The organism is Halobacterium sp. KA-6, assembly GCF_021029015.1.
In the GTDB taxonomy this organism is placed as follows: Archaea; Halobacteriota; Halobacteria; order Halobacteriales; family Halobacteriaceae; genus Halobacterium.
This window is the reverse complement of the sequence record NZ_JAJJZH010000006.1, coordinates 1-16,599: the sequence shown is the minus strand read 5'-3', so window position 1 is coordinate 16,599 and position 16,599 is coordinate 1. Positions and strand designations below refer to the sequence as shown.

General features: G+C 67.6%; 22 protein-coding genes. 12 read left to right on the top strand and 10 right to left on the bottom strand.

What is annotated here, in order from left to right; all coding sequences use genetic code 11:
* Window positions 1–3 precede the first annotated feature (3 nt).
* The gene (locus LPA46_RS12340) at window positions 4–414 is read left to right on the top strand and encodes a MoaD/ThiS family protein (RefSeq protein ID WP_230892747.1); all 411 of its coding nucleotides are present in this window, start codon (window positions 4–6) and stop codon (window positions 412–414) included.
* Here the strand turns inward: LPA46_RS12340 and msrB are convergent.
* Together msrB and LPA46_RS12330 are read right to left on the bottom strand one after the other, a co-directional pair.
* On the bottom strand, window positions 411–848 hold the full coding sequence (gene msrB / locus LPA46_RS12335; protein WP_230892746.1) for a peptide-methionine (R)-S-oxide reductase MsrB: 438 nt from the start codon (window positions 846–848) through the stop codon (window positions 411–413). The two genes, LPA46_RS12340 and msrB, sit on opposite strands and share 4 nt — an antisense overlap.
* Before the next feature lie 48 nt (window positions 849–896).
* Window positions 897–1,532 (bottom strand): alpha/beta hydrolase, encoded by a 636-nt coding sequence (locus LPA46_RS12330; protein ID WP_230892745.1) that lies wholly within the window; start codon window positions 1,530–1,532, stop codon window positions 897–899.
* 141 nt (window positions 1,533–1,673) lie between these two features.
* Between LPA46_RS12330 and LPA46_RS12325 the strand changes: the two genes are divergently transcribed.
* The gene (locus LPA46_RS12325; protein ID WP_230892744.1) at window positions 1,674–2,036 is read left to right on the top strand and encodes a winged helix-turn-helix transcriptional regulator; all 363 of its coding nucleotides are present in this window, start codon (window positions 1,674–1,676) and stop codon (window positions 2,034–2,036) included.
* A 227-nt stretch (window positions 2,037–2,263) separates the two neighbouring features.
* Window positions 2,264–2,647: a DUF5820 family protein gene (locus LPA46_RS12320; protein WP_230892743.1), complete on the top strand. Its 384-nt coding sequence runs from the start codon at window positions 2,264–2,266 to the stop codon at window positions 2,645–2,647.
* A gap of 6 nt (window positions 2,648–2,653) precedes the next feature.
* On the opposite strand, the gene LPA46_RS12315 is transcribed toward LPA46_RS12320, so the two are convergent.
* Entirely contained in the window at window positions 2,654–3,136 is a 483-nt protein-coding gene (locus LPA46_RS12315) for an AAA family ATPase (RefSeq protein WP_230892742.1), read from the bottom strand.
* Window positions 3,137–3,591: 455 nt separating this feature from the next.
* Here LPA46_RS12315 and LPA46_RS12310 point away from each other — a divergent pair, with 455 nt between their 5' ends.
* Window positions 3,592–4,038 carry a UPF0179 family protein gene (locus LPA46_RS12310; protein WP_230892741.1) on the top strand — a complete coding sequence of 149 codons (447 nt, stop codon included), beginning with the start codon at window positions 3,592–3,594 and terminating at the stop codon, window positions 4,036–4,038.
* On the opposite strand, the gene LPA46_RS12305 is transcribed toward LPA46_RS12310, so the two are convergent.
* Window positions 3,981–4,817 (bottom strand): succinylglutamate desuccinylase/aspartoacylase domain-containing protein, encoded by an 837-nt coding sequence (locus LPA46_RS12305; protein WP_230892740.1) that lies wholly within the window; start codon window positions 4,815–4,817, stop codon window positions 3,981–3,983. The two genes, LPA46_RS12310 and LPA46_RS12305, sit on opposite strands and share 58 nt — an antisense overlap.
* Before the next feature lie 101 nt (window positions 4,818–4,918).
* Between LPA46_RS12305 and LPA46_RS12300 the strand changes: the two genes are divergently transcribed.
* From LPA46_RS12300 to LPA46_RS12275, 6 genes are all read left to right on the top strand, one after another.
* Window positions 4,919–5,446: a DUF309 domain-containing protein gene (locus LPA46_RS12300; RefSeq protein ID WP_230892739.1), complete on the top strand. Its 528-nt coding sequence runs from the start codon at window positions 4,919–4,921 to the stop codon at window positions 5,444–5,446.
* A gap of 125 nt (window positions 5,447–5,571) precedes the next feature.
* Window positions 5,572–5,910 carry a DUF5684 domain-containing protein gene (locus LPA46_RS12295; RefSeq protein WP_230892738.1) on the top strand — a complete coding sequence of 113 codons (339 nt, stop codon included), beginning with the start codon at window positions 5,572–5,574 and terminating at the stop codon, window positions 5,908–5,910.
* A 55-nt stretch (window positions 5,911–5,965) separates the two neighbouring features.
* The gene (dgoD, locus tag LPA46_RS12290) at window positions 5,966–7,111 is read left to right on the top strand and encodes a galactonate dehydratase (protein WP_230890778.1); all 1,146 of its coding nucleotides are present in this window, start codon (window positions 5,966–5,968) and stop codon (window positions 7,109–7,111) included.
* Window positions 7,108–7,899 carry an SDR family NAD(P)-dependent oxidoreductase gene (locus tag LPA46_RS12285; protein ID WP_230892737.1) on the top strand — a complete coding sequence of 264 codons (792 nt, stop codon included), beginning with the start codon at window positions 7,108–7,110 and terminating at the stop codon, window positions 7,897–7,899. The genes dgoD and LPA46_RS12285 overlap by 4 nt, the downstream gene beginning before the upstream one ends.
* Before the next feature lie 114 nt (window positions 7,900–8,013).
* On the top strand, window positions 8,014–8,226 hold the full coding sequence (locus tag LPA46_RS12280; protein ID WP_230890776.1) for a hypothetical protein: 213 nt from the start codon (window positions 8,014–8,016) through the stop codon (window positions 8,224–8,226).
* A 32-nt stretch (window positions 8,227–8,258) separates the two neighbouring features.
* On the top strand, window positions 8,259–8,687 hold the full coding sequence (locus tag LPA46_RS12275; RefSeq protein ID WP_230890775.1) for a GNAT family N-acetyltransferase: 429 nt from the start codon (window positions 8,259–8,261) through the stop codon (window positions 8,685–8,687).
* Window positions 8,688–8,743: 56 nt separating this feature from the next.
* Here the strand turns inward: LPA46_RS12275 and LPA46_RS12270 are convergent, their stop codons facing one another.
* Together LPA46_RS12270 and LPA46_RS12265 are read right to left on the bottom strand one after the other, a co-directional pair.
* Window positions 8,744–9,166, bottom strand: a complete 423-nt coding sequence (locus tag LPA46_RS12270) for a GtrA family protein (RefSeq protein ID WP_230890774.1) — start codon at window positions 9,164–9,166, stop codon at window positions 8,744–8,746.
* Entirely contained in the window at window positions 9,167–10,594 is a 1,428-nt protein-coding gene (locus LPA46_RS12265; RefSeq protein WP_230890773.1) for a sulfatase, read from the bottom strand.
* A gap of 209 nt (window positions 10,595–10,803) precedes the next feature.
* Between LPA46_RS12265 and LPA46_RS12260 the strand changes: the two genes are divergently transcribed.
* Window positions 10,804–11,754, top strand: coding sequence for an AAA family ATPase (locus LPA46_RS12260; RefSeq protein WP_230892736.1), 951 nt, complete (start codon window positions 10,804–10,806; stop codon window positions 11,752–11,754).
* Here LPA46_RS12260 and LPA46_RS12255 read toward each other — a convergent pair whose 3' ends face one another.
* On the bottom strand, window positions 11,755–11,997 hold the full coding sequence (locus LPA46_RS12255) for a glutathione S-transferase family protein (RefSeq protein WP_230892735.1): 243 nt from the start codon (window positions 11,995–11,997) through the stop codon (window positions 11,755–11,757).
* Window positions 11,998–12,153: 156 nt separating this feature from the next.
* Between LPA46_RS12255 and LPA46_RS12250 the strand changes: the two genes are divergently transcribed.
* Entirely contained in the window at window positions 12,154–13,407 is a 1,254-nt protein-coding gene (locus LPA46_RS12250) for an RNA-guided endonuclease InsQ/TnpB family protein (protein ID WP_230892734.1), read from the top strand.
* Window positions 13,408–13,416: 9 nt separating this feature from the next.
* On the opposite strand, the gene LPA46_RS12245 is transcribed toward LPA46_RS12250, so the two are convergent.
* The 3 genes from LPA46_RS12245 to LPA46_RS12235 all read right to left on the bottom strand — a co-directional run.
* Complete coding sequence (locus tag LPA46_RS12245; RefSeq protein WP_230892733.1) at window positions 13,417–14,931, bottom strand: DUF7519 family protein; 1,515 nt, start codon at window positions 14,929–14,931, stop codon at window positions 13,417–13,419.
* Window positions 14,928–16,289 (bottom strand): DUF58 domain-containing protein, encoded by a 1,362-nt coding sequence (locus tag LPA46_RS12240; protein WP_230892732.1) that lies wholly within the window; start codon window positions 16,287–16,289, stop codon window positions 14,928–14,930. Before LPA46_RS12240 ends, LPA46_RS12245 begins: the two co-directional genes overlap by 4 nt.
* Window positions 16,286–16,599 (bottom strand): DUF7269 family protein (locus tag LPA46_RS12235; RefSeq protein ID WP_442908252.1); only part of this gene is annotated, 314 nt, incomplete at its 5' end. The genes LPA46_RS12235 and LPA46_RS12240, both read right to left, overlap by 4 nt.

The window sequence follows — 16,599 nt, the reverse complement described above, 5'->3', positions numbered from 1 at the left end:
CGTATGAGCGTTCAGAACCGCGAGGAGGGCGGTGAGGTCGACGGTCAGCGGAGTGAGACCACCGTGGAACTGCGTGCGACCGGCCACGTTCGCCGCGAGCTCGGCACGCACAGCATGGAGTTCTCCTTCGACGGGACGACGCTCGGGGAGTTCCTCGATGCGTTCTTCGACGAGTACGGCCTTGAAGACATGCTGCTCGCGGAGAGCGAGGAAGAGGAGACTGCTGCGACGTGGGCGAACTACCCCGGCGACCCGCCCGGCCGCTGGGAGCGCAACCCCGAGGGCGAGCGCACCCGGGCGTACGCTCGCGTGCTTGTGAACGGGCGGTTCAACGAACTCCTCGACGGGTTCGCCACCGAATTGGAGGACGGCGACCGCGTCGCGCTCACCTACCCGTTCTCGTTCTGCTTCTAATTCTGGGCGTCGAAGTCGAGCGCGGCGGAGTTGATGCAGAAGCGTTCTCCAGTGGGTTCCGGCCCGTCCTGGAAGACGTGGCCGAGGTGGCCGCCGCAGGTCGCGCAGACGACTTCCGTGCGCTCCATGCCGTTGCTGTGGTCGGGGCGGCGTTCGACGGCGTCGCTCTCGGCGGCGTCCCAGAAGCTCGGCCACCCGCAGTGCGCGTCGAACTTCGTGTCCGCGTCGAACAGCACCTCGCCGCAGCCCGCACACCGGTACGTGCCGTCCTCGTCGCGGTCCACGTGCTCGCCGGAATACGGGCGTTCGGTCCCCGCCTCGCGCAGAATCTCGTACTCGTCGTCGCTGAGACGCTCGCGCCACTCCGCCTCGGTCTCGGGCACGTCGCTGGCGTCCGCGCTGCCGGCGTCGGCGCTGTCACTGGCGTCACTCATACTCACTGGTAGGGAGCGGCCGCGGGTAAACCTACAGGTCGCGGCGGGTCAGAGGTCGCCGACGATGTCGGCGGCGTGTTCGAGTTCGTCCTGGTTGACGGTGTGACCCATGCCCTCGTAGATGCGCTCGGTGACGTCGGCGTTCATCGCCTCGAAGACGTCGCGGGTCTCGTGGACGCGCTCCTCGGGGATGTGGGGGTCGCGGTCGCTGCAGCCGAGGAAGATTGGCGTGCCTTCGAGGTCGCCCTCGTGTTCGTGCGTGGTGCCTTCGGGGCCGTGGAGGCCGCCGGAGAACGCGACGAATCCGCCGTACTCGCGGGGGTTCCGAGCGACGAACTCGCTGCCGAGACACGCACCCTGCGAGAATCCGAGGAGCGCGACGTTCTCTGCGGGGACGTGCTCGGTGACGTCCTCGAAGACGTCGTTGACCAGGCCGAGCGCGGAACTGAACCACGGCTCGTTCTCTTCGGTGGGTTCGAGGAAGCTGTTCGGGTACCACGTCGCGCGGGCGGCCTGCGGTGCGACGAACGCGGTGCCCTCGCTGGGGAGGTCCTCGGCGAATCCGAGCATTCCGCTGGCGCGAGCGCCGCGACCGTGCAGCAGAATTACGGCACTGTCGGCGTCTTCGAGTGCGGGTCCGCGGTGCTCAACCGGCTGTCCGGCGTGGGGGTCGGTGTCTGTCATGCCTCCCAGTAAGCCACCCACACGTAAACCGTTCCGCTAACCTCGGGGCCATCCGGTGACGGCGGCGTCACCCCAGCAGTGTCACTCTGACACCTGATTCCAGTCGGAACCACTATGCGTGCCCGCTGCGTACGGTCGGACATGGCAGACGAGCGATACAGCGAGGAGGCCTGCAGCGTCATCGACTCGCTGGAACAGATTGGCTCCCAGTGGCGGCTCATCGTGCTCCACGACCTCCAGGACGGCGAGAAGCGGTTCAACGAGCTCAAACGCTCGACGGACGCCAGCTCGCGGACGCTCTCGCGCGTGCTCGACGACCTCCAGGAGATGGGGTTCGTCAACCGCCGCCTCGAGGAGGAGTCGCCCGTAGCGACGTACTACTCGCTGACCGCGAAAGGTGAGTCGCTGTTCCCGGTGTTCGACGCCATCGAGGAGTGGGCTGAAGAGTGGCTCGGCGACGACGCGGACAGTGTCGACGCAGCCGCCACGCTGGCCGACACCTGAACGAGGAACTGCGACGCCCAGCCGGGGTGCGGAGTGAAAGTGAAGCGAACTATTCTGTGTGGCTACTATCGCGCTGCGGACCGATTCCACCTGTGAACACGCAATCGCGGTACAGCCACGACTGACTTCACTTTCACCGACAGCCAGTACCGAACGCCGTGCCGATAGTCGGCTTCCGGCTCGCCGCGAACCGGCAGACCTTACGGCGTTCGCGGGATAGGACGCCCATGACCGCGTTCGACGACCTCTCCGAGGGCTGGCAGGTCTGGAACGACGACGAGGACGGCGCGATTCTCGTCTACCGGCCCGACGTCTTCGACACCCAACGCTTCCCCGCGCCCTGCCTCCCGACGATTCGCGTCGCGTGCCGCCCGCCAACCGAGCGCAAGCGCCGCTCGCACTCCGCGCCCGACAGTTGGTTCGTCTCCCTCCGCCTCGAACCCGAAGTCCGCGTCAAGGACGCCGACGCGCGCTTCGACTCTCGCGACGCCGCCGACGCTGGTGCGGTCGATCTCGCCGCCCGCTTCGACATGGGTGACATCGACTACCGGGACGCCTACCAGCTTCCCCGCGACGACTACCTCGACGAACTCGACGAACTCACGGGCTGATCGCCGCTATTCCTGTTCTCGGGTGTGTTCCGCATCGACTGTCTCCGCCTCGCGGAGCCACTCCTGCACGCGCTCGTACGCGAGGTCGACCGCGGTCTCCACGCGCAGCACGTCGGTGTCGACGGTGAAGTCCGCGTCGGGCCAGTCGAACTCGTCGTAAATCGTCTTCACCGCGCGGTCCGGGATTCCGTCTCGCTCGTAGTTCCGCCGGACGCAGGTGTCTCGGTCCGCGGTCACGAGCAGCACGTAGACATCCGGGAACTCCTGGATTCGCGCCTGCCACTTCGCCTTGTAGAACGTCCCGTCGAGCAGCCAGTTCGCTTCGGGAGCGTCGGCGACGCGCTCAAACAAGTGGTCGTACACCGGCGTCGCGAGGTCGTCTGTGTGCACCACCTGAAAGTCGTAGCCGTCGGCTTCGAGCCGCCGATTCAGGCCTAGCGCGACGGTGGTTTTCCCCGCGCCCGGCGGCCCACACACGACCAGTATCACGCCTAGGCTGTCGGTGCTCGCTCGGGTAGATGTTCGGGATAGGTTGGGTTGTTTTCGTAGACTGCTGCTGCATCGTTGACGGTACCACCTCGAAAGCCCCGGCTCGCTCGACTCGTGCGCCTCGCTGCGCGCCTAATTCGCTTCACTCTCTCGGTGCTTACTTCGGCGTACTTCGCCGAGCGACTCGCCCCTTTCAGTCCGCCCGAGACCGGTTGTTCAGCCGGTAACGGGACGGACTGAAAGGGGCGAGGCTAGTAGACGAAGGCAGGCGACGTAAGCACCGCAGCGAGCCTAGCGAGCGAGGAGCGCAACAAGCCTCCCGAGTCTACAGCCTCGGGGCTTTCGAGGAAGTGTGCACGTCTATCGCTACGTAACTCGGAGAAACGGAATCACATCCAATGCCAGACCGTCCTGCTGGCGGGAGGCTTAACCACGCGCGAGTCGAATCGACGAACATGTCTATCACGCTGCTCGGGTCGCGGCTCGCCGAGCCGGGTACGGAGTTCGTCTATCGCGGGGAGTCGTCGGCCTGCGAGGGGTGTCCGTACCGCAAGCAGTGTCTGACGCTGGAGAAGGGCGTGCGCTACGAGGTCACCGAAGTCCGGGAGGGCGGACAGGTACTGGATTGCGCGGTCCATGACGAGGGCGTGGTCGCGGTGGACGTGGAGCCGACGTCCGTGAAAGCGAACGTGCCGTCGAAGGGCGCGTACGCTGGGAGCAAGGGGAAGTTAGCTGGGCCGTGCCCCCACACGGAGTGTCCGAGCCACGAGTACTGTGAGCCGGTGGGCGCGGAGTTCGACAAGGAGTACCAGATTCAGGAGATTCTCGGGGACCCGCCCCACGACTACTGCGCGCTGGACAGGGAGTTGACGCTCGTGGAGTTCGCGCCGTCCGAGGACTGACCGACGGTGCCGCGGTGTTGGCCGCGGTAGCCGAACTGGCCGGCGTACCCGTACGGCGACAACAGCACCGGATAGAAGGGGTCGTCGGCGACGAGTTCGTGGCCGTCCGCGGCGGCGAACGTCTCGCCGCGCTCGACGCGCTCGAAGTTCTCAACGAACACCTCGTACTCGTCGGCCGGGGGTTTGGGAATGGACTCGCCCATCTCGAAGACCGGAATCTCGCGTTCGACTGCGCTCCCGGGGAGCGCGCCGACCGCGGTGAGGAACTCGCGTGCGAGGCGGAACGCGTTCTCCGCGGCCGTCTCCGTGCCCTGGAGGCCGGCCTCGGCCTCGATGATGTCCGCGTCGGACGCGAATAGTCGGCCTTCGCCGAAGCCCTGGGTGTCGACGGTCGCGACAATGGGGAGTCGCGGGACGACGTCCGGAATCTGGCCGTCGAAGCCCGCGGTGATGGCGAACGGGTCGGCGTGGGACTGCGTGGAGTGCAGCGACAGCACGGTACAGCCCCGGATTTCGTCGGCGAGGCGGTGAGCGAGTTCGACCTCGTGGGCGTCGTCGGGGACGTCCTCGCCGAACGAGCGGTTGAGGTCGGCGTCGAGGTAGCGGACGTTCTCCTCGAGCGCGCGCTCGTTCGCGACGACGAGTTTCACGGGTTCGAGCACGTCGAGATCGGCGTCGAGCAGTCGCTGGACTGCGTGAGCGCCGCAGGGCTCGTCGCCGTGGACACTCCCGACGACCGCCACTTCGGGTTCGCCATCGCCTAGCTGTTCGACTCGCATCGTCACGTCGTAGCGGACGCGGACGCATAGGGGTTGCCGTTGCGGCCATCGTGGAGGGCCCACCGACGGGATTACGGCCCGCCAGGTCCAAGCCGGTCGTGATGGACGACCACACCCGCGACCCGAGCGTCGCGCCGCCGCTGGGGAACCCGACCGGCTGGCTCGCCGACCGCCGGGTGTGGGAGCACGCGACGCTACGACGCGCGACGGAGCACGGCGTCCGCCTCTACAACAGCGGGGAGTTCCACGAGTCCCACGACTGCTTCGAGGACGAGTGGTACAACTACGGCAGCGGCACCACGGAGTCGGCGTTCCTCCACGGGATGGTGCAGGTCGCGGCGGGCGCGCACAAGCACTACAACTTCGAGAGCGACGGGACGCGAAGCACGGCGGACGACCGCCCGGCATCCGGCGACGACGCGGGGATGCGCAGTCTCTTCCGGACGGCACTGCAGTACCTCGACGGCGTGCCCGGCGACTACTACGGCGTGGACGTCGAGGACGTGCGCGAGACGCTGCGCACAGCGCTCGACGACCCCACGGTGCTCGACGGGTGGGGCATCCGCATCGACGACGCCGCGCCGAACGCCTACCCCGCCGACTACGAGTACGCTGAGCAACTAGAGTGACGTCCCGGAGTTTTTTACGGTGGTGCGCCTGTAGTAGTCTTGAATGACACTCGACAGTTTCCTGTTGTCCCCTCCAGTCGAGCGCCGGTGACGCCGTCGCTGGGCTTGTCGGACTACTCATCGCGTTGGTCGTCTTGGTCGCTGTTGTCGGCGGAACGTGGCTGACGTTCTCGAAAGCCGGCGAGCCCGGCTGGGCCGCCATCATCCCGATATACAACGTCTATGTGATGGTCAAAATCGGCGGCAACGAGTGGTGGTGGCTGCTGTTGCTGTTCGTGCCCATCGTGAACATCTTCGTGCTTGCGAAGATTTCCATCGACATCGCGGAGTCGTTCGGCTGCGGCCTCCTCTTCGGCATTGGGCTCTGGCTGATTCCGGCCATCTTCTTCCCGGTGCTGGGCTTCGGCGACTACGAGTACCGCGGCCGCGGCGGTTCCAGTCCCAGTAGCGGCCAGTCGTTCTGAGCGCTCGCGGGCCTGACCGGAACCACTAACGGGTGTCCGGTCAGTCCTCGACGTAATGCGAATTACCGACTACGAACTGTTCCACGCGGCTCCAAGATGGCTGTTCCTGAAAGTCACGACCAGCGACGGCACCGTCGGCTGGGGGGAGCCGGTCGTGGAGGGGCGTGCGAAGACGGTCGAGACGGCGGTCGAGGAACTGTTCGAGAGCTACCTGCTCGGCGAAGACCCGACGCGCATCGAGGACCACTGGCAGGCGATGTACCGCGGGGGGTTCTATCGCGGCGGCCCCATCCTGATGTCCGCCATCGCGGGCATCGACCAGGCTCTCTGGGACATCAAGGGACAGACGCTCGGCGCGCCGGTCTACGAACTGCTCGGCGGGCCAGCACGGGACCGGATTCGCGTCTACCAGTGGATTGGCGGCGACCGACCCGGCGACGTCGGCGAGGCCGCTGCGGAGAAGGTCGACGCGGGATTCACCGCGCTGAAGATGAACGCGACGCCGGAGATGCGCCGCGTCGACAACCCGGAGGCCGTCGACGAGGCCGTCGACCGCATCGCTGCGGTCCGCGAGGCGGTCGGTGACGAAGTGGACATCGGCGTGGACTTCCACGGCCGCGTCTCGAAGCCGATGGCGAAGCAGCTGGTCGCCGCGCTCGAACCGTACGACCCGTTCTTCGTGGAGGAGCCCGTGCTCCCCGAGCACAACGACGTGCTCCCGGAGATTGTGGCGAAGACGACGACGCCCATCGCGACCGGGGAGCGGATGTACTCCCGGTGGGACTTCAAGGAGGTCTTCGAGCAGGGCAGCGTGGACGTCATCCAGCCGGACCTCTCGCACGCCGGCGGCATCACCGAGGTGAACAAGATCGCGTCGATGGCCGAAGCCTACGACGTGGCGATGGCACCCCACTGCCCGCTCGGGCCGGTCGCGCTGGCCTCCTGCGTACAGGTGGACGCAGCAGCACCGAACGCCCTGATTCAGGAGCAGAGCCTCGATATCCACTACAACGAGGGCAGCGACGTGCTGGACTACCTCGAAGACCCGTCGGTGTTCGAGTACGAGGACGGCTACGTCGAACTCCCTGAAGGGCCGGGCCTGGGCATCGACGTGGACGAGGACGCGATTCGCGCGTCCGAGGAGCCCGACTGGCACAACCCAATCTGGCGTCACGAGGACGGAGGTGTCGCCGAGTGGTGAGCACTGGCGAACGCTTCGCGGGGAAGACCGCCCTCGTCACGGGGTCGACGCGCGGCATCGGAGAGGGTATCGCGTGCCGGCTCGCCGCGGAGGGCGCGAACGTCGTCGTCACCGGTCGGACAGTCGAGGACGGCGAGGTGGTTGCGGAGCGAATCAGCGACGAGGAAGCGGGTTCGGCGGTGTTCGTACGAGCCGATATGCGCGACCCGGAGGACATCGAAGCGCTCGTGGAGGCGACCGTCAAGCGCTTCGGCGGGCTGGACGTGTTGGTGAACAACGCGGGCGTGCAGACGGAGACGCCCGCCGACGAGGCGACCATCGAGGACTGGGAGTTCGTGCTGGAGACGGACTTCCGGTCGTACTGGCTGACCGCCAAGCACGCCGTCACGGCGATGGACGGCGGCAGCGTCGTCAACGTCTCCTCGAATCACGCGCGGCTGACGATGCCCGAGCACTTCCCGTACAACGCGGTGAAGGCGGGTATCGACGGGATGACGCGGGCGATGGCGCTGGACTTCGGGCCGTCGATTCGCGTGAACACCGTGAACCCCGGCTGGGTCGCCGTCGACCGCACCACCGAGGAGATGGACGACGAGTACCGCGAACACCTCGACTCCATCCACCCCGTGGGTCGCATCGGCGAGCCCGAGGACGTCGCGGCGGCGGTGGCGTTCCTCGCGAGCGACGAAGCGGCGTTCGTGACGGGCACGTCCCTGCTCGTGGACGGCGGGCGAACGGCCGTCATGCAGGACGACACGCTGCCGGACTACCGCCAGCGCCGCGAGTAGTTGATACGGATTACCGCTCTTCCCGGTGTGTTTGTGTAAGCAGTAGCTGTCAGTACAACCCGAGAACCACACTGTCAGTATGATTCTACCAACAGTCCTCCGGGGGTGGCGGTCGTGAGCCGCATCGGTGACGTCGCGGTCGCGCAGCAGCCGACCCCCGACATGGGTGCCGAGCGCGTCGTGATGGTCGACGATACTGCGGTGCTCATCAGCGTCGCTGGCGACGACGGCACCGAGACCGCGTTCTGGAGCCGCGACACCGGATTCGCCGGGATGCTGTCGTCGCTGCTCGAAGAGTTCGTCGCGGACGTCGCCGACGAGCAGTAGGGGTTTTCCGGCTCGCGGCCCGACTCGTTTTCATGCCGGTCGTGCGAGCCGACACCGACGCCCGCTACGAGGACGCACTCGACGTCAGGTACGCCGTGTTCGTCGACGAACAGGGCGTCCCCGAGGACCTCGAAGTGGACGAACACGAGGGCGACGCGCTCCACTTCGTGGCCTACGCCGAACACGACGAGCCCGTCGGGGCTGCGCGCCTCCGCGAGTACGAGGCGAGCGTGGGGAAAGTCGAGCGCGTCGCCGTCCGCGAAGCCCGCCGCGGCGAAGGCTGGGGTGCGGCGCTGATGGACGCCCTCGAAGCCGCCGCGCGCGAGCGGTTCGACGAACTGTATCTCCACGCCCAACTGCCCGCTGCCGGGTTCTACGACCGCCGCGGCTACGTCCGCGACGGCGACGAGTTCGAGGAAGCAGGCATTCCCCACGTCGCGATGCGCAAGCAGTTGGACTGAACGTTCTGCGAGTCAACAGAAGCGACCGCGAGAGGCATCCAGCGGCGTTCGTACGCCTAACCCCACGTCCAGCGTGCGTCGAGGACGTAGCGGTAGAGGCCGCTGACGAGGATGGCGAACGCGTTCGCGAGCAGGTACGGGAGCGCGCGCCACTCCACGAGCGCGAACAGGACGCCGACCTGTAGCGGAATTGCGGAGCCGCGGATGACGTTCGTCTTCAGCAAGCCGACGAGGAAATCGACGGTGCCGGTGTTGCGGTAGCGGCGGAACGTCCACGCGTTGTTGAGGACGTACGAGAGGACGATGGTGATTTCGATGGCGATGACTGCGCCGACGAGATAGTTCAGACGGCCGACGTCCACGAACGCCCACAGCAACACCATCTGGACGCCCGCCGTGAACGCGCCGACGGCGACGAACCGTCGCAACTGCATCGCGAACGGCCCCTCGTAGAGGCCGCGGAGGTAGCGCCGGACCATCTATTTGTAGCCGAGTGCTTCCAGCCGCGCGCCGAGGTCCTCGTCGACTGCGGCTTCGGTCGTTCCGCTCCGGTCGCGGATGACGGCCGCGTGCTCGTCGACTAGCGGCGCGAACCGTTCGACGACTTCGCGGGCCTCCGCCGACGGGTCCACGGACAAGTCGTCCTGCTGGCTGGGGTCCGACGGCCGGTGGTACAGCTCGTGGGTGTCGGCGTCGACGTTCTCGACGTACGTCCAATCCGCGTCGCGGACGCTCACGAGCAGGTCGCCGTCGTCCAGCGAGCGCGGAATGGGCTGGGCGGTCACCGACTCGCCACGCACGGTCACCGACACGACCGGGTCGTCGTCGGGTTCGTCGCCGTCGAGGACCGCGGTGGCGAGCGAGTCGCCCTGCCAGTCGGCGTTCGCGTCGACGTCCAGCAGGTCCGTGATGGTCGGCGGAATCGAGTCCAGGCCGACCTGCTGCTCGATGCGCCGCGGCTCCGCGCCGGGGACGTCGACGACCAGCGGCGCGTGAATCAGTTCGTCGTACAGTTTTGGGTAGTGCGCGAGGTGGCCGTGCTCCTGGAACTCCTCGCCGTGGTCGCCGGCGAGCACGACTGCGGTCTCGTCGGCGACGCCTTCCTCGTCGAGGGTGTCCAGCAGTCGCCCGATACTGGCGTCGACCTGCCGGACAGCGGCCTGGTAGAGTGTACGGAGGTCGCCGAGCGTGCGTTCGCCGACCTCCCATCCGAGGCCGGTGCGGGTGTGTGCGTGCAGCATCCGGTGGGTGCCGAGTACGTTCGAGGACACTTCGCGGATGTACCGCGGTGCGGGGACGTACGGCGTGTGTGCGTCCATGTAGTGGACCCACAGGAAGAACGGCTCGTCGGTGTCTTCGACGAATTCGGTGGCAGCGTGCTCGACGTCGAACATTCGGGACGTGTCGAGGAACGGCCGGTCGTCGCTGTCGCCGCGCAGCCACGACCCGGCGCGGCGCAGCGGGGACGTCGCGAGCTGCAGCCACGCCTCGACCGTGGGGTGAGTAGCGAGGTAGCGACTGTAGATGCTCGACCCGACGCTGGCGACGAACGGCTCGAACTCGTCGAACCCCTTGTCGTATCCCCAGTGCGAGGTGAGAAAGCCGTTCGCCGCGTTGAACCCGCCCGTGGCGACGCCCGCGTCGGACAGCGCCGAAGCGAGCGTCGGCGACTCGCTGACACCGACCTCGTCGGAATCGGAGAACACTGGCCGGGAGGAGAGCATCGACGGGAACGAGAACGGCGTCCAGTTCCCGTTCGCGAACGCGCGTTCGAAGACGGTCCCTCGCTGGGCGAGGCGGTCCATCACTGGCGTGTGTCGCTGTGCGTCGTACGCTCCGATGGCGTCCGCTCGGAGCGAGTCCACCGTGACGAGTACGACGTTCGAAAGCTCTGTGTCAGGTCCCATGTTCGTCGGTTGCCCCCGTTGCCCGTTCGAGACGCCTGCCCCGTCCTCGAACGGCGCTAGCACGCACTCCTCTCGGTGGGAGCGGTGTATGCGTTTCGCTAGGTTAGTCGAAGTGACGGGCTGGCGCGGTATTAACTGAGCGGTTATTCCAGTGATGCGCCGAGAACAGGCGACAACTACAAGGACGGTGGCGGCGACCCACGACTCGAATGGACGCCGACACCGCCGCCCGGACGTGCACCGACGTGATAGACGCAGTCAGCGAGGCGGTCGTCACCGACCGCACGTTCCTCGAAACGGTCCTCTCGGGCGCGCTCGCTCGCGGCCACGTCCTCCTGGAGGACGTTCCGGGCACCGGGAAGACGCTGACGGCGCGCAGCCTCGCGAACGCGCTCGGCCTCGGCTTCACTCGCGTGCAGTTCACGCCCGACCTCCTCCCGTCGGACATCACCGGCTCGCACGTCTACGACGCCCGCACCGAGTCCTTCGAGTTCAACCCCGGCCCCGTGTTCGCCAACGTCGTGCTCGCGGACGAAATCAACCGCGCGCCGCCGAAGACGCAGGCCGCGCTACTGGAAGCGATGGAGGAGGGACAGGTGAGCGTGGACGGCGAGACCCACCAGCTCCCGGACCCCTTCTTCGTCATCGCGACCCAGAACCCCGTCGAGCAGGAGGGCACGTTCCGACTACCGGAAGCACAGCGCGACCGCTTCGCGGTGAAAGCCGGCATCGGCTACCCCGACCGAGCGGGCGAACGCGAACTCATCGACCGCCGTGCGGACCGCCAGACCACCACACCCGAGGTGTCACAGGTTGTCCCCGACGACGCGCTCGCGGACCTCCAGCAGGTCCCGGAGACGGTCTCGGTCAGCGACGGCGTCCGCGACTACGTCGTCGACATCGGGCGCGCCACCCGCGAGGACGACCGCGTCGAAGTCGGCGTGAGTCCCCGGGGTACCCAGCGTCTCTTCGAGGTCGCTCGCGCCCGCGCCGTCGTGCAGGGCCGCGACTACGTCACGCCCGAGGACGTCAAGCGAGCAGGCCAGTCCGTGCTCGTCCACCGGCTCGTGCTCACCGGGCAGGCCACCGTCGAAGACGTCGACCCCGAGGACGTCGTGCGCGACGTCCTCGACAGCGTGCAGGTACCGGCTGTGTCGTAACTACTCGCCGTAGGTCTCGTAGAGGTAGTCGACGATATCGTCTGACTCCGGCATCCCGTCGACGCCGTGCTCGGGGTCCACGAGCACGGGCACCTGCGACTGGCCGCTGACTTCTCGAACTTCGTCTCGGCGGAATTTGAAGAAGGAGACGCGTTCGGTCTCGTAGTCGAGTCCGAGGTCGTCGAGCGCGCGTTTGACTTTCCGGCAGTACGGGCAGAGCGGCTGCACATAGAGCGTCCGCATACTCCAGAAGTCGACCGCCCCGGTGTTTGAGAAGATACAGGAGAAACCCTACGGCGTTAGCCGTGGGATGAATCCGTAAGCTCCGCTCCACAAACCACCAGACGTAGCCACCCTGACTCCCTAATCTTCATAAACCACCAGTATCACATCTAATCTATGGAAGTGCGCCGGACTGTCCCCGTCACGCTTGACGTGGACAGTGATGACGACGCACTTCTCCGTGACACCGTGGACGAATTTCTGTTCGCGGCACAATACGTGGTTGACCACGCTTTCCAAGGCGAATACGTCACCACGAGCAAAGGTCAACTTCAAGGCGAAACCTACGACGACGTGTGCGATCAGACGCCGCTAAACACGGGGCTGGTTCAGAACGCCCGCAACAAGGCCGCAGAAGCCTGCAAGAGTGTTGTCGAACGATGGAAGCAAGGCAAGAAGGCGTCGAAACCGCGTATGACTTCCCCGCACGTCGTCTACGACCACCGAACTGCCACATTCTACGACGATTACGTGTCTCTCGCCACTACAGACGGTCGGGTCGAAGCCGACTACGTGCTACCCGACAGAGATCGTGAGACACCCCATGCGGAATACCTGTTCTCCGACGAGTACGAAACCACGGGGGCGGAACTACATCGAAAGCACGACGAGTGGCAACTTCACGTTCACTGTAAGAAGGAAAGAGAGTTGGACTCGCCGGAACAGCCAACACCTGAGAACGGAACGGTTCTCGGGATTGACCTCGGCGTGAACAACCTCGCTGTCGCCAGCACGGGTACGTTCTGGACGGGCGCGGAGTTCGACCACTGGCGGCGTGAATACGAAAATCGGCGTGGCGACCTACAAGAGTGCGGGACGCGGTGGGCACACGAGAATATCCAGGCAGTCGGTCGGAAAGAAAACGGCCGATTCAAGCAGACGCTTCACCGTATCAGCAACGAACTGGTTGCAGAAGCCCGCCAACACGGCTGTACGGTCATCGCCTTCGAGGACTTAACCGATATCCGCGAGCGGACCGGGGCGTCGTGGGGGCATAAGTGGGCATTCAACCGCCTCTACGAATATGTCGAATACAAGGCCGCAGAGTACGGTATCACAGTAGAGCAGGTTCCCCCGGAAAACACGTCGCGGCGGTGTTCATACTGTGGGTTCACCCACCCGGACAACCGCGACGGCGAAGCCTTCGAGTGCTTGAAGTGCGGGTACGAGAACCACGCCGACTACAACGCGGCCAAGAATATCGGTTTGCGGTATCTTCGTCGCAACCAAACCGGGGGCGACGAAGGCGCACCCTTGGGCGTGCGCTTGAACAGCGGGACGCTGAACGTGAACGGTGAGTATGAATCACCTGCCGAGGTTTCGGCTAGAACGGGAGTCCATGCTGAATCCCACCCCTTCAGGGGTGGGTAGCTCAATTCTTCACTCCGCGAGCGCGCCGACCAGCGCCGCCAGTCCCACGCCTGCCGCGACGAGCGCGACTAGCGCTGCGCCTGGGTCGGGCGTCTGGAGTCCGGCGGCGACCCCGCCGACGAGCGTCGCGGCGTAGTACGCGAGCACGCCCACGGCGACCGCGGCGGCGACGTGAACGACTTCCGCGCGGGCCGTCGGCGCGTGTCGCTCCAACTCCGCGGCCACGCCGACGCCGTACTCGCCGACGTCCCACGCGACCATCCCCGTGGCGACGAGCGCGAACACGAATTCACGGGGCGCGCCCTGCACGCCGGCGGCGGCCGCGGCGACCACGAGCGCGCCTGCTGCGACGGCGGCGGGCGCGCTGCGCTGGGGAATCGCGCGAAGCCAGCCCAGCCCCGCGAACGCCAGCAGGAGCGCCGAGAGTGCGGCCAGCGGTGCGAGCAGGGCGACGAGAGCCAGCGCCGGCTCGCCGAACGTCGCGACGACGCCCTCGAAGTTCGCACGCGCCTGCTGGGGGAGCGCGCGCCGGACTTCAGCGACGACCCGATTAGCGAACAGGACGCCGACGAGGACCGCGAGCACGCCGCCACCAGCGGCTGGCGCGACCCGGCGGAGACTCTCGCGGTGGTCTCCGGTCGCGAGACGTGCGACGCGTAGGGCGCCGACCACGAGCAAGGAGACCGTAATAGCGACCAACATGAGCGTACGCAGCACGCCGGCGGATGCGAGCGTGCCGACGAGCGAGACGACGCTGTCCGGCATCTGTGCGACGGCGCGCTCCGCGATGCCGGTGACGAACGCCACGAACACGACCGCCCAACTCAGGGCGAACAACCGCCAGACGGTCAAGCAGACGGCGACCACGTACCGGCTGGCCTGCGACACCGTCTCGCGACGGTCGCGCGGCGCGAGTTCGACCAGCGGCGCGGCGCTCACGCCGGCAGCGAGTGCACGCGCTGTCGCTGCGACCAGCACGAAGAACACCACCACGTCGATACTGGTTCCGGTGGGTGAGCGGACGAGACCGACGACCACCCCCACGACGTCTCCGAGTTCGCCGAGCACGCCCACGTTCTGCTGCACGCGTTCGACGAGCACGGCGACAGTCGCGAGGAACGGGAGGATGGTAGTCGCGACGACGACGGAGAACGCGCGGCCGACCGCGCCGCCGCCGACGCCGCCCGTGAACGCCGCCGTCGCGCCGAAACCCGCGGTCGCGAGCGCGACGACGACCAGCGGGTCGAGTACGTCCGCGAGCAGCGGGAGGTCGGCGGCCGAGAGCCCGGCGGTGGCGAGGACGACGACACCACCGATGGGAGCGAGCACGGACGCCGCGAACACGGCCAGCGGTTCCTCCCGCGTCGCGAGTCCGGTCGCCACAGCGAGCACGCCGCCGCCCGCTGCCGCGAGGAACGCCAGCAGGCCGTACGTGCCGCTGGCGTCGTTGACGGCGAACAGCACTACCGCGAGCATCGCAGCGCCCGCGACGACCGTCGGCCGGCGCACGGTCTCGGTGCTCATCGCTGTCCTCCTCGGATTGTGGTGGTCGCGCGGGCGACCGCACTGGCCAGTGGCTCGTCGGGCGACCAGTCGACGACGTGCGCGCCGGCCGCCCGGAGGTCCGAGAGCGAGAGCGCGCGGTCGGTCGCGGCGAGCGTTCGTCCGGGCGTGTCCGTGGCGGTGACGTCCGGGCTGACCGCGGTGACGTGGTGGCCGTCGGCCGCGAGCCGGCGCGTCAGCGCGACCGGGAACTCGTCGAGCGCGGGCGAGCAGACGACGACCTGCGTGCCTGGCTGCACGCGTTCGGCGAACCGGTCGATGCGCGCGTCGTCGCCCGCACCGAGCCAACTGCCGCCGTCGGCCGTGGCGACTTGTTTTTCTCCCTGATCAGGTTCGGCCTCCTCCGTCGTCGTTTCAGCGTCGTCCGCGCCGCCTTCGACTGCGGCGTCGAGCACGGTCGCGATGCGCGCGTGATGGGCGTCACCCGTGCCGGGCGGCACCCACGCGGGGTCCGTTCCGCCGGTCACGGGGTCGTCGATACCGAATACCGCGAGCCCCACGCGGTGCCCGGCGGTTTCGAGCGGTTCGACGGCGCGCGCTGCGGCGTACGCGGACAGTGATGCTCCGGATGGCGTGCCGGCGTGGGCGGTCGCGTCGCTTGCGTCGCGGGCGTCCACGGCGAGCACGACGGCGGCCGCGCGTCGCTCCCGGTAGTTCACCGTCGAGAGTTCGCCGGTCTTGGCGTAGCGCCGCCAGTTGATGCGGCTCGCGGGGTCGCCGCGCTGGTACTCGCGCGTCGAGTGGAACTCGATGCCCGGCCCGCCGGAGTCCGTCGGGAGCGTCCCCGCGTGGGCGGTCGTCTGCCTGCGAAGCGGTACGTCAGCGACGCTCACCTGGCAGTTCAGTTCGTCCGTTCCGTCGACGGGTGCGTCGACCGTGCGGGCGTTCGTCGCGCTCGCGCCACGGACCCGGACGGTCGGCGAATCGAACGGGAACTGGCCGCGGTCCGCGACTATCGTGTACTCGACAGTCGCCGTGCCGTCCGCCGGGAGCGCGAGCGCGGCGTCCGGCGAGCCGTCCACCACGCGGAGGTCGCCGGGGACGCCATCGGCGACGCGGACGTCCGGGAGCGCGCTCCCACCGACGTTCTCGACGGTGAGTTCGACCGCGACGCGGTCGCCGGGCAGCGGCGACTCCGTCGAGAGGTCGCGAGTGACGTGGACTCCGTCATCCGCTCGCGGGACGGAGAGCGCGCCGTACAGCACGAACACGAGTGGAATCACGGCGGCGACGAACAGCGCCGACCGGCCGCTCGCTGCGCCCGCGCCGGCGAGCACGAGCGCGGCCAGCAGGCCGCCCGTGAATCGCGACTGGCTCACTGCGACCCCTCCGTGGCGAGGTCGTGGGTCGCGTCGACGGCGCGCTCGACGCGTCGCTGGAACGCTCGGTCGGGGTGCACCCACCCGCGCAGGCGCTCGCGGAGCGGGTACCGTGGCGCGCGCTCGTCCCCGAGGAACGCCGCGGCGACCGTGTCGCTCGTCCACTCGCCGCGCGCGACGGCGTCCGTGGTTTCGTCCCGCGAGACGCCGTGTTTCTGCGCGCACGCTCGAACCGCCGTCTCGCGGATCCGCTCCCGGACGCGCGTTCGCGCTTCCCCCGCGAACGCGTCGCTGCCGTCGACGACGACGT

Excerpts from the sequence above, each read along its gene's own strand:
- LPA46_RS12275 (WP_230890775.1), top strand. The coding sequence starts at position 8,259 with ATGCCGGTCGTGCGAGCCGACACCGACGCCCGCTACGAGGACGCACTC.
- LPA46_RS12265 (WP_230890773.1), bottom strand. The coding sequence starts at position 10,594 with ATGGGACCTGACACAGAGCTTTCGAACGTCGTACTCGTCACGGTGGAC.
- LPA46_RS12305 (WP_230892740.1), bottom strand. The coding sequence starts at position 4,817 with ATGCGAGTCGAACAGCTAGGCGATGGCGAACCCGAAGTGGCGGTCGTC.
- LPA46_RS12270 (WP_230890774.1), bottom strand. The coding sequence starts at position 9,166 with ATGGTCCGGCGCTACCTCCGCGGCCTCTACGAGGGGCCGTTCGCGATG.
- LPA46_RS12250 (WP_230892734.1), top strand. The coding sequence starts at position 12,154 with ATGGAAGTGCGCCGGACTGTCCCCGTCACGCTTGACGTGGACAGTGAT.
- msrB (WP_230892746.1), bottom strand. The coding sequence starts at position 848 with ATGAGTGACGCCAGTGACAGCGCCGACGCCGGCAGCGCGGACGCCAGC.
- LPA46_RS12325 (WP_230892744.1), top strand. The coding sequence starts at position 1,674 with ATGGCAGACGAGCGATACAGCGAGGAGGCCTGCAGCGTCATCGACTCG.
- LPA46_RS12245 (WP_230892733.1), bottom strand. The coding sequence starts at position 14,931 with ATGAGCACCGAGACCGTGCGCCGGCCGACGGTCGTCGCGGGCGCTGCG.
- LPA46_RS12340 (WP_230892747.1), top strand. The coding sequence starts at position 4 with ATGAGCGTTCAGAACCGCGAGGAGGGCGGTGAGGTCGACGGTCAGCGG.
- LPA46_RS12330 (WP_230892745.1), bottom strand. The coding sequence starts at position 1,532 with ATGACAGACACCGACCCCCACGCCGGACAGCCGGTTGAGCACCGCGGA.
- LPA46_RS12260 (WP_230892736.1), top strand. The coding sequence starts at position 10,804 with ATGGACGCCGACACCGCCGCCCGGACGTGCACCGACGTGATAGACGCA.
- LPA46_RS12310 (WP_230892741.1), top strand. The coding sequence starts at position 3,592 with ATGTCTATCACGCTGCTCGGGTCGCGGCTCGCCGAGCCGGGTACGGAG.
- LPA46_RS12255 (WP_230892735.1), bottom strand. The coding sequence starts at position 11,997 with ATGCGGACGCTCTATGTGCAGCCGCTCTGCCCGTACTGCCGGAAAGTC.
- LPA46_RS12300 (WP_230892739.1), top strand. The coding sequence starts at position 4,919 with ATGGACGACCACACCCGCGACCCGAGCGTCGCGCCGCCGCTGGGGAAC.
- dgoD (WP_230890778.1), top strand. The coding sequence starts at position 5,966 with ATGCGAATTACCGACTACGAACTGTTCCACGCGGCTCCAAGATGGCTG.
- LPA46_RS12320 (WP_230892743.1), top strand. The coding sequence starts at position 2,264 with ATGACCGCGTTCGACGACCTCTCCGAGGGCTGGCAGGTCTGGAACGAC.